Here is a 12,707-nt window from a genome sequence, read left to right as displayed (position 1 = left end):
TCCCGATGACCACCTTGAAAAGTACCCCGCGCGCCGACGGCTTTCACATGCCGGCCGAGTGGGCGCCGCAAACGCAGACCTGGATGATCTGGCCCGAGCGCCCGGACAACTGGCGTCTGGGCGGCAAACCGGCGCAAGCCGCACACGCCGCGGTGGCCAAAGCCATTGCGCGTTTTGAACCGGTAACCGTGGCCGTGTCCGCCGGCCAATATGAAAACGCCCGTGCACGCCTCGACGTGCCGAATATCCGCGTGGTCGAGATGTCCAGCGATGACGCCTGGGTACGCGACAGCGGCCCGACCTTCGTCATCAACAACAGCGGCGAAGTGCGCGGTGTGAACTGGGACTTCAACGCCTGGGGCGGTTTCGACGGCGGCCTGTATTCGCCGTGGAATCGCGACTCGCAGGTCGGGGGCAAGATCCTCGAGATCGAGCGCAGCCCGCGTTATCGCACTGAAGGTTTTGTGCTCGAAGGCGGTTCGATTCACGTCGACGGCGAAGGCACGCTGATCACCACCGAAGAATGCCTGCTCAACCGCAATCGCAACCCGCACCTGGGCCGCGAAGAAATCGAAGCGGTACTCAGCGCCAATCTGTCTGTGGATAAAATCATCTGGCTGCCGGACGGTTTGTTCAACGACGAAACCGACGGCCATGTGGATAACTTCTGCTGCTATGTGCGTCCGGGCGAAGTGCTGCTGGCGTGGACCGACGATCCGCAGGATCCGAACTACCCGCGCTGCCAAGCTGCGATGAAAGTCCTGCAAAGCAGCACCGACGCCAAGGGTCGCCCGTTCACGGTGCACAAAATGCCGATTCCGGGGCCGCTGTACGCGACCGAAGAAGAGTGCGCCGGTGTCGATCCGGTGGACGGCACGCAGGAGCGTAATCCGTCCGTGCGCCTGGCCGGTTCCTACGTGAACTTCCTGATCGTCAATGGCGGCATCATCGCGCCGAGCTTCGACGATCCAATGGATGCCCCGGCGAAAGAGATTCTGCAGAAGCTGTTCCCGCAGCACGAAGTGGTGATGGTACCGGGCCGTGAACTGTTACTGGGTGGCGGCAATATCCACTGCCTTACCCAACAGCAACCCGCGCCGCACAAAGAGTGAGTTGAGTCGTAACAGCTTGAGTTGATTAACAAATCGGCCGAGCAATGATTAGCTCGCTATGCATGCACAGAAGCCCGCAGCCCGGTTGGACTGCGGGCTTCTTTGTATCCGCTTGTCGACAACAGCGAAACATTGGCATAGCTCTTGTATTCATCACCCGTGCACTAGGGAGGGGGGAGAACTTCAACAGTTCTGTCATAAACCTTGGATAACGTAGCCGCTCATGAACGGGGAGAGAGCGCTGAAATGAACGCCGAAGTGAACGTAGTCAGCGAGCGGACGTTGCATCCCATGGCCGTTAACGGCGAATCGCTCCAGATTGTCGCGCACTGGTTGAAGTCCAATGGAACGCGTCAGATCAGGCAACCTGATCCGCGCCGGATGATGATCGAGCGTTACCCCGCTGACCTGTTCAGCGAGGCCGAACTGGATGCGTTGTGGGCTGTGATGGAAGGATAAGAACAACAACAGGGATTGGTCAAAGCGCTGCCGGGATGGCGGCGCTTTTTTATGCACGACTGTTTTGTGAATACCCATTAAATGTGGGAGCGAGCTTGCTCGCGAAAGCGTCCGGTCAGTCAGCATCGTCGTTGAATGACCCACCGCATTCGCGAGCAAGCTCGCTCCCACAGGGATTTGTGTGAAGTCAGAAACTGTAGGTGCCGGTCATCACGACGCTACGTGGCGCACCCGGCTGGATTTGATACTGGCTGGTCGCCGACGCGTAATATTCGCGATCGGTGATGTTGTTCAGCGCCGTACGCAAATCCCAATCCTTGAAGCGGTAGCCGACCAGCGCATCCCAGCGACCATAACCCGGTAAAACGGTGGTGTTGGCGTTATCGGCATAACGTTGGCCAACCAGGGTCAGACCGGTTTCGCCGTACCAGCCCATTTCCGGTTTCCAGGTCAGGAACAGGCTGCCGTTGTGCTTGGCGACGTTGTTGATGCGTTTGCCTTCCAGGCCGTTGTTGTCCTTCTCGATCTTCGCATCCTGCACACCGACGCCACCGCGCATGTACCAGTTGCCGACGATGTTACCGGTGGCGGTCAACTCGATCCCGCGCGAGCGTTGCAGGCCGGACATCACGGTCAGCGTCGGGTCATTAGGATCGCTGGTGCGGCGGTTGTAGAGCTCCAGGTCATAGATCGCCAGCGTGGTGCTCAAGCGGTCATCAAACCAGTCGCTCTTCACGCCGATTTCTTTCTGCTTGGTCAGTTCGGGGCTGAGGTCGTTGGTGTTGCCGGCCGCGCCTGGGGTGATGCCGATCAAGCCGCCGCCCACTGGTGAAAATGTTTTCGACCATGAGGCATAGAACGAATGGTTTTGCAGCGGCGTCCAGACCAGACCCACACGCGGGCTGGTGCTGTGGCTGTCGCGGTCTTCGGAGATGTTGCGCAGCTTGTTGGTCGACTCGATATCGAAGGTGTCGTAACGCAGCCCCCCCAGCAGTTGCCATTGATCGTTCAGGCGCAGTTGGTCCTGGACGTACACCGCACGGCTTTCGACTTCGGTGTGGCTGCTGCTGGAGACCTGCATGCTGCCGGTGTGGCGCAGATCGCGGTTCGGGTTGTACAAGTCGAGCGACGGCACCGGCTGCGCGCCGGGCGTTCTGCCAGTGGCGGCGTTGTACAGCGTCGGATCGCGGCGCTGGCTGCCGATCTCGACGCCCGTGAGCAAGCGATGCTCAAGGCCGAAGGTATCGAATCCACCTTCCAGTTCGAGGTTGTTATAGACGTTGCGGGTGGTCAGATCCTGCTGCCAGTGCTGGCGCGTGACCTTGTTGGTCGCCGGCGTGTAACCGGTGAGGTAGGTGTTGTCGAAATCACTGTCGAGCTTGAACACGCCGAGGGTCTGGCGCAGTTGCCAGTTGTCGTTGATCTCGTAGGTGAGTTTCGAGCGCAGCGATTGCGACTTGTCATCGATGAAGTCGTGATCGTTGCCATAGGTCGTGTCACGTCCGACATCGGCCGGGCGCCCGTTGACGCCGGGGATGCCGCGATCCGGGGTGCGGTTGTAACGGCTGTATTCGTATTGCACCAGCCAGTTCAGGTCCGGCGTCAGCTGCCAGCTCATCGACGGCGCGAACAGTTGGCGATTACCGCTGACGCCGTCGCGGAAGCTGTTTTCATCCATGTTGCCCATGTTCAGGCGCAGGCTGATGTTTTCGCTCGGGTCAGTACTGAGGTCGGCGTAAAGACTGCGCAAATCTTCGCTGCCAGCCTGGGCTTCGATGGTCGAGCGACGGCCGAATTCCGGCATCTTGCTCACGCGGTTGACGATCCCGCCCTGACTGCCACGGCCGTACAGCACAGCGGCTGGGCCTTTGAGTACTTCGACGCGTTCGATGTTGTGCAGGTCGCGCTTGTATTGGCTGTCGTCGCGGATGCCGTCGAGATAGAAATCGTTGCTGGCATCGAAGCCGCGAATGCGCAGGCTGTCGAAGCGAGTATCGGCGCTGCTGCTGACGTTGGGCATGCCGCTCAAGGCGTCAGCAATATCGTTGGTGCCGTAGTTGGCGACGTTGGCGGTCTTGATCGAATCAATCGCCTGCGGCACATAACGCACCGGCGTTGAGGTGCGCGTCGCGGTGCTGCTGAGCTTCACGCGCGGGTCGTCGGCTTGCGCTTCGGCACTGATCGCGGTGGCGGGTAATTCGGTCGCCGAATAGGCAAAACCACTGGACAGAAAAGCAGAAAGCCCAAGGGTGACGGGCGTAAGACGGAACGGGGCAGGCATTGAACAGCGCATCCGAAAGGGTAGAAGAATTCGATCGCGCGAATGGTAATGCTTTGCATTTACTTCCGTTAATTATTCCTTATAAGTTCACTCGTCTGATTGTTTCAATTTGTGTCCGGTTCGACACAATCTGACCGGTCGGCCAATTCGACCGATTCGTGAAACAGACTGAAAGCCATTCCAGCGTTTTTCCGCATGAGTGCGGGGACTAATCTGCCGCCATCGATTTTTTGCCGGAGTTTTCCCATGATTCTTCATTACGTCTACGACCCGCTGTGTGGCTGGTGTTATGGCGCCAAGCCGCTCATTGAAGCCGCGCAACAGGTGCTGCCAGTGCTCGCCCATGCCGGGGGCATGATGAGTGGCGCCAACCGCCAGCCGGTTTCCTCGCAACTGCGCAATTACGTCATGCCCCACGACCGACGCATTGCCGAGTACACCGGCCAGCCTTTCGGCGAGGCGTATTTCGACGGCTTGCTGCGCGATCACTCGGCCGTCTTCGATTCCACGCCACCGATTGCGGCGGTCATGGCGGCCGAAGCCATCGACCGAGGCGGCCTGCGCATGTTGGGGCGGTTGCAGACCGCGCACTATGTGGAAGGGCGACGCATTGCCGATTCAGCCGTGCTGTTGGAATTGGCCATGCAGATGGGCTATGCGCAGGAAGATTTCCACATTGCGTTTGAGTCCGTTGATAGCGAGGGGCATATAAAAGCCAGTCGCCAGTTTTTGGCTCAGTTGGGCGGCCAGGGTTTTCCGACATTGGCTCTGGAGCAGAACGGGACATTCCAATTGGTCGACATCAGCCCCTGGCTGGGCAAGCCGCAGGCATTTGCCGATTGGTTGCAACAGGCAATCGTCCTCGATGAAACCGGTAAAACTTCTGCATTTTGTTCTATCGATGGTTGCGCCTGATACGCGCTGGATTCACTGGCTGTTTGCATTTCCCAGCAAGGAGTCAGCGCAAAATTTACGTTTCTTAGACGATTTTTACCTATTTAAAGACGATTCTTGAAATTGACACATTGTTGAGGGCGCGGCTACGATTCGGCCCAACGCCTGTGGCCAACCGCCATGACTCAAAACAAGGAGCAGGCCCGCCATCACGTTATCGTGGGCGGGCCTTTTTGTTTCGGGGTGAATAAAAGAGTGCAAAAGCGCCGTTTCCGCCGTTCGACACAGCGCGTTTCAACCCGTAATAAGGAAAACAAAATGTTGAACAAGCGAATCAGTCTGATCGCACTGGGGATGTTGAGTGCCACTCAGGCCATGGCTAACGACCAGGCCGAGTCCAAGGGTTTTGTTGAAGACAGCAGCCTCAAAGTGCTGCTGCGCAATGCCTACATCAATCGTGATTACAAAAACGGTAACGACGACAAGGCCGAGTGGGGCCAAGCGGCCATCGGTACGTTCTCGTCCGGCTTCACCCAGGGCACCGTGGGTGTCGGTGTCGACGCTTTCGGTCTGTACGCACTGCGTCTGGACGGCGGCAAGGGCCGCAGCGGCGCCGGTGGTATCGATTTCTTCAAGCAGGAAAATGACGGTCGCGCGAACCATGACATAGCCAAGGGCGGTGCCGCGGTGAAGTTCCGCTTCTCCAACACCGTGTTGACCTACGGCGACCAGATGCCGGCCCTGCCGGTGCTGAGCTACGACAATGTGCGTCTGCTGCCGGAAAGCTACACCGGTACCCTGATCACTTCCAAAGAGATCAAAGGCCTGGAACTGAACGCCGGTCGTTTCACCGCCGAATCGCGCAAGAGCGACGAAGGTCGTGACAGCGGTGGTCTGAAGTCGATCAACGTGTTGGGCGGTAGCTACCAGTTCACCGAGAACTTCAAAGGTGCGTTGTACGCTTCCGACGTCGAAGACGTATTGAAGAAACAATACGTGAACGCCAACTACGTGTTGCCGTTCAACAAGGATCAGTCGCTGACCCTGGACTTCAACGGCTATCGCACCAAGCTGGACAACTCCTATGTCCGCGAAAACGGTGTTACCGGCGACGACAACAAGATCTGGAGCCTGGCTGCAACCTTCGCTACCGGCCCGCACTCGTTCACCGTGGCCCATCAGCGTTCCACCGGCGACAGCAACCTGGGCTACGCCTATGGCGGTTACCAGAAAGATCAAGGTCGTGTCGGTGATGGTGGTAACTCCATCTACCTGGCCAACTCCTACTGGTCGGACTTCAACGCTGAAGACGAGCGCAGCTGGCAGTTGGGCTACGGCCTCGACTTCAGCGCATTCGGCGTGCCGGGCCTGAGCTACAACTTCGCTTACGTGCGTGGCGACAACATCACCACTTCCACCAGCGAAGGCGGCACCGAGCGCGAGATCTTCAACCAGTTCAAATACGTCGTGCAGTCTGGCCCGGCCAAAGACTTGAGCGTGAAATTGCGCAGCTCGATCCTGCGTGTTTCGCAGAAGTCCAGCGAGTACAACGTCAGCGGTAACGAACTGCGCGTATTCGTGGACTACCCGATCAACATCTTCTGATGCCTGATCAAGTGTAAGAAACATGAGAAAAACCCCGACTGGTTCGGGGTTTTTTTTCGACGGTTTTTCGATGGAAACCGGAAAAAACCGGTGTTTTTGTCATGTAAAAGTTGTTTTCAGGTGACTGCAAACGTCGTTTCAAACAGGGCTTTAAATGCCTGAAATTCTTTCTCATGGACGCAAATTCTGCACCTAATAGATTAGGCCGCTCAACGCAGCGGAGAATTTGGTAATGATCGTTTTGAACAGAGAAGTGGGCGAATCGCTACGGCGCGACAAATATGTCAACGTCCAGGGTGGTGACTTCAATCTCTACGGTCATTTTGCCGACTTCGTCAGACTGACCAAAAGTTGGGAAAACATGGAGCCTGACAGTTACTACGGTCAGGCCGAAGCCGGCATGCGTTACCGTCGTTACAGCGACTTTGAGTACAACCCGAAAACCCGCGAGCTCAAGCAACTCGAGCATCGCGCGTACGTGCAGTCGAAAGAGAACAACGCTTATGTTGGCGGCCTCGTGCGGCACTTCCAGGACTTCTCCGATGAAGTGATTACTTCGCCGGTGATGCGCAGCCTGATCGACACCGATTTCGAAGTGTACAAAAGCGTGCTCCCGGAAGAGCTACACGATGAAATCTGGCAGTGCCAGATTCATCAGATCCGCATCGAGATCAAACCCGGCAAACAACTGGAAATCACCCCTGAAGGCATTCACTGCGACGGCTATCCGTTCAGCGGTGTGCACTTCTGGGGCCGTAACAACGTCGAGGGAGCGGAGAGTCGTCTGTACGACATCCACGAGCATCAACTGGCGTCGACCACCTACGAGGAAATTCTCGACACCACTTACTTCCTTGATCGCGACATGCGCCACTACGTAACTCCGGCCCGCAACACGCACACGCATGCGATGGCGTACCGGCAGATTCTGGCGATTTCCTTCTCGCGGCCCGGGACCGCTTTCGACATTGTTCGCTAATCAGATCACCCCAATCGACGGCGTCGAGTGCTCGACGCCGGTGGTGCTGCGCCGCGCCACGGCCAAGGATGCGCAGCGCATGGAGCGCTTCTTCCGCCAGTTCGACGAAGTGTCCTTCTGCGAGTGGCAGGACGCCAAGTGCCTGCGCGGCGTGCTGATCCAGAAAACCACCACGGCCTATCTCGCCTTCGACGTCGCCGGCGAAATCGTCGGCGCGGTGCTCGGTGGCATGCTCGGCAGTCGCGGCACCATCAATCATCTGGCGGTCAGCCCGCGCTATCGCAGCCAGGGTGTCGGTCAACGACTGGTTGAAGCCGCGTCGTCCGATATGAAACGGGTCGGAGTGTTACGGATGTTTCTGTTCGTCGACGATGCTAACCTCGCGGGCAAGCGTTTTTGGACCGCCCAAGGTTTTTGCGAGCCTCATGGCGAACGGACATTTGAGAGGGATCTATGAATGAAACGTCCGGCAGTGCGCCGCTGATGGCTGCCCATCAGCCGTCGCGCACGTTCGCCGAAGCCAGTCCGGTGGTCGCCGGATATTTCACGGTGTCATTTGTGTTCGGGCTGATGGCCGTCAACGCAGGCCTGCCGATGTGGTTGCCGGTGGCGATGTGTTTGTTCGTTTACGCCGGCGCTTCGCAATTCGCTGCACTGGCGCTGATCTCCAGCGGCGCGTCGCTGACCACCATTGTGCTGACCACGTTCTTGATCAACGCGCGGCACATGTTGATGTCGGTGTACATGGCCAAAGCCCTGCGCGCCCTCGGTTTGAGCCGCATGGAACGCTGGGCTTATGCCGGCGGCCTGACTGACGAATCCTTTGCGTTCCACAGCGTCAAACTCGGCACTGGCGCGCCGGTCAACGTGCGCTATCTGATCGGTTTCAACCTGTTCTGCCACACCTCATGGGTGCTCGGTGGATTACTCGGCGCGGTCTGCGCGCAATACGCGGCGCACTTGATCAAATACCAGCTCGACTACGCACTGACGGCGATGATGCTCTACGTGCTGGTGTCGCTGTGCAACACCCGCAACAAACTCATCGCGGCCGCTGCTGCGGTGATTTGCATGGGCGCACTGAGCCTGGTCGGCAGTTCGCCGTTCAATGTGTTTATCGCCACGTTTGTGGGCTGCGGAGTGGGTGTATGCCTGACCAAACGTTCCTGATTCTGGTAGTGGCGCTGATGATGGCCGTGACCTTCCTGCCGCGCGCCTTGCCACTGCAAGTGAATACCGAGCACTGGCCGCCGTTCGTTGCGCGGGCGCTTGAATACTTGCCGGTGGCGATCGTCGCTGCGATCAGCCTGACTCCCTTGTTGATCAAGGATCAGCACATACAGCTCGATCGCCCGGAATTCTATGCCGCGATTCCGACGTTGTTATGTGCGTATTTCAGCAAAAACCTCTTTCTCAGTGTGGCGGTTGGGACGGCTGCGTACATTGCGCTCGGCTCGTTCATGTAGCGGTAGATCGACGACATTGTTCAACGCCTGGCTCGACAACTCCGGATTGTTCACCGCCAGGCGCACTTCGAGGAAATCCTCGAAACCGGGGAAAATCGTCAGGCCGTTCTTCTGCGCGGCCTCGCGCGAGACCATGCCGACCGCGTCCATCTGCGTGATCAACGACAACGTCAACGTTTCACTGCACGAATAAACCATGCGCTGGCCGTTCTCGTGATTGCCCAGCCCGGCGTCGAGAAAACGCAAAAAGCTGTGGGAATACGGACAATCTTCCGCAGGACGCACCTGAAACTTATTGCCCAGCAACGTCAGCGGATCGTTCTCCTGCCCGCAATGCGCGCCGACCACCTGCACCTGTACATCCGGCAAGACAATGCTCGGCAACCCCGGCCGCTGCGGGCCGATCAGCACCGCCAGGTCGAAGTCTTCGTTCTTCAGCTTGCTGAGATTTTCCATCGACTCGGCGTAGCTGAATTCCATCTGATAATCGGGAAACACCTCAATCAGGCGCCCGATCATTCGCCGATTGAAATCCGGCGACAAGGTGTTGTTCAACGCCACCTTCAACGTACGCTGGCCCGGCACCTTCAGTGCCTCGACCTTTTCTTCCATCTGTCGCGTGGCAATCAGCACTTTGTCCATATACGGCGTCAGCTCAGTGCCTTGCGGCGTCAGCGTCAGCCCTTTGTTGGAACGTCGAAACAAGCGGAAACCGAACTGCTCTTCGACCTTGTTCAACTGCGCGGCCAACGCCTGCACGGTCAGGCACGAATGCTCGGCTGCGGCCGACAACGAGCCGGTCTGCACGATGCGCATGAGGTTGCGTAAGGTTCTGCTATCCATGGGTAATGCCCTCTGAAGTGGGCTGGGTATTGTTGTTTACGAGACTGCCGGTCAGGCGCCATATGCTGGCTATATTCCTGTACCTGAGCATAGTTGTCGCGGGTTTAGTAGCGAATTGATGTCCTCGCCGATGGCTGGAGGCTGACACAGGATCGGGGTTTTTGGTGACGTGGGGGTGATGGGGGTCAAAAAAAGTGCGTGGTTTTGGTGCGTGGGGGCGATTTTTCACGGGGAAAAGGCTGACAACGTTAGTGGTTTTGGCCTGCGAAATACGTGGATGCGTCTTAGGCGAACTTGCGATCGAGCTGATAGCGGCGATTCGTCAAAGCAGATGAAGTAGCAGTGGTGAGGCATCAAGCCTATGTGGCTACAGATCTGTGTAAGGTAAGCGAAGTGATTGCATCAAAAGAAGCGGCCAATATGGAGTGCCAAGTTGGCAACAGGCTTCATCACGTTATTGAAATTCAGGAGCAACCGTCCATTGCACGAATTCCTACGGACAAGACTGCCCAAGCCATGTTGGAAGCACGAACTATTCGGCAGCGGTTCGATTCGGTCGACGAAATGCTCAAATCCGGTCATATCCGAATCCCAATCAACGGGGAATGTGGTAACCAGTAATACGCTTACGGAGCTTTTTTATCGATTTATTCGTATATGTACTAGTATCAAAGCAAGACAAATCTGGAGAGGCTCAATGACTACCTCATCCCCAGCCCTCACCCCACGCGAACAACTCGACGCCCCCGAAGCCGGCCGCGTTGCGCTGAAGTTCTTCTTCAACCTTATGGAGCGTTGGGGTTGCAGCGCAGAGCAGCAACGCACATTACTCGGCGGCGTTGGTAACACCACTTTCTACAAATACAAACACCTGCCGAACATACGTCTGCCTAACGACACCCTTGAGCGCATCTCCTATCTGATGGGTATTCACAAGGCGCTGAGCATCATCTTCAGCAATAGCCGTGAGCGCGCCTATACGTGGGTCAGCAGTCCAAACACAGCGGCGCCGTTCAACGGGCAAACTGCATTGGATTACATGCTGGCGGGGAGAGTGATCGACATCGCCGATGTGCGTCGCTATCTCGATGGGGTGCGCGGTTGAAGGCGCCCGATTTGGTTGATGTGCCGTGGCCGCGAGCCTACCGGATCGTCAACAGCAGCTTCCCGCCGATTGCGCTGTTCGAAGACGTGCTCGATCCCGAAGATCTGGAAGTTGCCTACGCAATTGAAGCGCTGACCAATGATCGTCTGATCGAGCAGGCCGGGGTTCTCGCCCGCGTGAGACCCGAAGATCGACTCTCTGGCCCCGGTTCGACTCCGGTGATGGCTGCGTTTACCCACGTCGGCAAACGCAGTCGTTTCTGCGATGGCACCTTCGGCGTTTACTACGCCGCCAGCAGTCAGGCTGCGGCCATCTCCGAAACCTGTTATCACCAGGAACGATTTCTTGCGGCGACTCAGGAAGCAGATCTTGAGTTGACCATGCGCACTTACGTCAATCGGGTGGTTAAACCGTTACACGACATTCGTCACGATCACCCCGAGCTGCACAATCCGGATCCTGAGGCTTACGGGCCGTCTCAGCTATTCGCCCGGCAACTGCGCGAAACCGAGTCGTGGGGTCTGCTCTACAACAGCGTTCGCCAGCCTGGCCATGAATGCGTCGCCGCGTTTCGGCCGCCAGCGGTATCGATTCCGAAGCAGGGCAAGCATCTGCGTTATGTGTGGAGCGCGAGTCAGCAGAAGATTTCTTTTGTGTTTGAGATCAGTCAGGTCTGAAACGCAAAAGCCCTCGCATCGGCGAGGGCCTGAAACCGGCGTTTACATCAACGGCTTGTCCGGCGGCGCATCCATCACTTTTACTACATCATCGATCAGCGCTTTGCTTAACTCCTGCAGATACTGCGAGGCATAAGCGTGAAGATCAGGGTCCCGCGAGATTGAAGTGTCCGCAGTGAGCAGTCGTGAAATGTGAAGCAAGTGTGAGGCGTGGGAAAGGGCGGCGATTACCGGTACACCACGGTTGGTGCGGAACATCGCTTGATTGGAGTGGAAGGAAAAGTGGGTGAGGCCGAGGGTTTTCAGATCTTGAGAGTGGGTCATTTCGCTTCACCTGCCGTTCGAGAAGGACGGCGTGAAGTGACCGGGGTTACTGACGGATCGATGGCTTTCATTTGTGAACTCCCTGTATCAAATGAGAGCTGCCAATTCGTTATCAGACGAATGGGTGGCAGCTATGCGCGGGCTGATAAACCGGAGATACAGGAACCCGGCAGACCCGAAGGTCTCCCACGCACAGCCGCCATTGCACGATAATGCAGACACAAAAAATGCGCCGGCAAACGTGAGTTGGGGCGCTGGTGCGCCTGTATCTTACCCGGGTTATCAGGCCCGGTCGCTGAATTGGCAGCGACGGGTTTGACGGTAGCTTGGGGAGTAGCAGGCGCGCAATCGTGGCCAGTAGTGGCTTTGCTTGCTTGTCGTTACAACAAATTTCTCAGGATTTAGCGGCATGCGTTTTGTCGGTCACGACTTGTTCTTAACCTTTTCTAAGCAACAAAACGAGGAGATCAGCGATGGTCGATGAACTGGAGCAATTCCAGCAGGACTTGCTGGAGTCTGTACGTCAGATGAAGGCCGGTGAGGCCGCTCGCGTAACGCAGATGCTGCCCTCTGCGGTGGAGAAACAAAGCGTCGAGGCATCAAGCACTCTTGGACTGGGAAACCGCGTTGCCATTGACTCCGCCGGTTCAGTGAGCTGAGAAACACTGCTCATGCAATTACGCTTTTTATGGGCACACCATAATTATTGCCAATTCATAATTTGGCATAAAAGTGGAAATTCGGGCATTTTTGGCAAAAGCCGTGCTTTGGGGGAGAAGGGCGTCTGGCGATTAGATCGACGTGTGCTGAGGAGAGGCGCTATTTCTACTGAAGCAGAAACGCTGCCAAAAATATAAACACCCCAGAAACAACAAAGCCCCTGCATTTCTGCAGGGGCTTCGTTTTGTATGGTGCCGGCACCAGGAGTCGAACCCGGGACCTACTGATTACAAGTAAGGTGC

Annotated in this window: 13 protein-coding genes and 1 pseudogene; 11 read left to right on the top strand and 3 right to left on the bottom strand. The window is 57.0% G+C overall.

Annotated features, from left to right (window positions below; translation table 11 throughout):
• Positions 1–5: 5 nt before the first annotated feature.
• Both aguA and ACW9IR_RS10305 read left to right on the top strand, forming a co-directional pair.
• A complete protein-coding gene (aguA, locus tag ACW9IR_RS10310; protein ID WP_095120796.1) occupies positions 6–1,112 on the top strand; it encodes an agmatine deiminase in 1,107 nt (368 codons plus the stop codon).
• A gap of 246 nt (positions 1,113–1,358) precedes the next feature.
• Positions 1,359–1,571, top strand: a complete 213-nt coding sequence (locus tag ACW9IR_RS10305) for a hypothetical protein (RefSeq protein ID WP_016986304.1) — start codon at positions 1,359–1,361, stop codon at positions 1,569–1,571.
• Positions 1,572–1,758: 187 nt separating this feature from the next.
• On the opposite strand, the gene ACW9IR_RS10300 is transcribed toward ACW9IR_RS10305, so the two are convergent.
• Positions 1,759–3,852, bottom strand: coding sequence for a TonB-dependent receptor (locus ACW9IR_RS10300; protein WP_457463042.1), 2,094 nt, complete (start codon positions 3,850–3,852; stop codon positions 1,759–1,761).
• A gap of 246 nt (positions 3,853–4,098) precedes the next feature.
• On the opposite strand from ACW9IR_RS10300, the gene ACW9IR_RS10295 reads away from it, so the two are divergent.
• From ACW9IR_RS10295 to ACW9IR_RS10270, 6 genes are all read left to right on the top strand, one after another.
• Positions 4,099–4,767, top strand: a complete 669-nt coding sequence (locus tag ACW9IR_RS10295; protein ID WP_102899572.1) for a DsbA family protein — start codon at positions 4,099–4,101, stop codon at positions 4,765–4,767.
• Between the two features lie 297 nt (positions 4,768–5,064).
• Positions 5,065–6,351, top strand: coding sequence for an OprD family porin (locus ACW9IR_RS10290; protein WP_102899571.1), 1,287 nt, complete (start codon positions 5,065–5,067; stop codon positions 6,349–6,351).
• A 232-nt stretch (positions 6,352–6,583) separates the two neighbouring features.
• Positions 6,584–7,330 (top strand): 2OG-Fe dioxygenase family protein, encoded by a 747-nt coding sequence (locus ACW9IR_RS10285; protein ID WP_102899570.1) that lies wholly within the window; start codon positions 6,584–6,586, stop codon positions 7,328–7,330.
• A gap of 79 nt (positions 7,331–7,409) precedes the next feature.
• Complete coding sequence (locus ACW9IR_RS10280; RefSeq protein ID WP_008080517.1) at positions 7,410–7,787, top strand: GNAT family N-acetyltransferase; 378 nt, start codon at positions 7,410–7,412, stop codon at positions 7,785–7,787.
• Complete coding sequence (locus ACW9IR_RS10275; protein ID WP_095120792.1) at positions 7,784–8,500, top strand: AzlC family ABC transporter permease; 717 nt, start codon at positions 7,784–7,786, stop codon at positions 8,498–8,500. Before ACW9IR_RS10280 ends, ACW9IR_RS10275 begins: the two co-directional genes overlap by 4 nt.
• Complete coding sequence (locus tag ACW9IR_RS10270; protein ID WP_007952614.1) at positions 8,479–8,796, top strand: AzlD domain-containing protein; 318 nt, start codon at positions 8,479–8,481, stop codon at positions 8,794–8,796. Before ACW9IR_RS10275 ends, ACW9IR_RS10270 begins: the two co-directional genes overlap by 22 nt.
• Here the strand turns inward: ACW9IR_RS10270 and ACW9IR_RS10265 are convergent.
• Positions 8,713–9,639: a LysR family transcriptional regulator gene (locus ACW9IR_RS10265; protein WP_095190045.1), complete on the bottom strand. Its 927-nt coding sequence runs from the start codon at positions 9,637–9,639 to the stop codon at positions 8,713–8,715. The genes ACW9IR_RS10270 and ACW9IR_RS10265 overlap by 84 nt on opposite strands.
• A gap of 697 nt (positions 9,640–10,336) precedes the next feature.
• Between ACW9IR_RS10265 and ACW9IR_RS10260 the strand changes: the two genes are divergently transcribed.
• Together ACW9IR_RS10260 and ACW9IR_RS10255 are read left to right on the top strand one after the other, a co-directional pair.
• Positions 10,337–10,744 (top strand): MbcA/ParS/Xre antitoxin family protein, encoded by a 408-nt coding sequence (locus tag ACW9IR_RS10260; protein WP_095190046.1) that lies wholly within the window; start codon positions 10,337–10,339, stop codon positions 10,742–10,744.
• 11 nt (positions 10,745–10,755) lie between these two features.
• Positions 10,756–11,421, top strand: a complete 666-nt coding sequence (locus ACW9IR_RS10255; RefSeq protein ID WP_186613105.1) for an RES family NAD+ phosphorylase — start codon at positions 10,756–10,758, stop codon at positions 11,419–11,421.
• Between the two features lie 42 nt (positions 11,422–11,463).
• On the opposite strand, the gene ACW9IR_RS10250 is transcribed toward ACW9IR_RS10255, so the two are convergent.
• Positions 11,464–11,745 (bottom strand): DUF3077 domain-containing protein, encoded by a 282-nt coding sequence (locus tag ACW9IR_RS10250; RefSeq protein WP_102899568.1) that lies wholly within the window; start codon positions 11,743–11,745, stop codon positions 11,464–11,466.
• A 473-nt stretch (positions 11,746–12,218) separates the two neighbouring features.
• Here ACW9IR_RS10250 and ACW9IR_RS10245 point away from each other — a divergent pair.
• A pseudogene (locus ACW9IR_RS10245) lies at positions 12,219–12,362 on the top strand (helix-turn-helix domain-containing protein); the annotation flags it as partial.
• Positions 12,363–12,707 lie beyond the last annotated feature (345 nt).

Source organism: Pseudomonas sp. SDT291_1_S447, assembly GCF_054070155.1.
The sequence above is the reverse complement of the archived record's forward strand: the minus strand, read 5'-3'. Positions and strand labels throughout refer to the sequence as shown.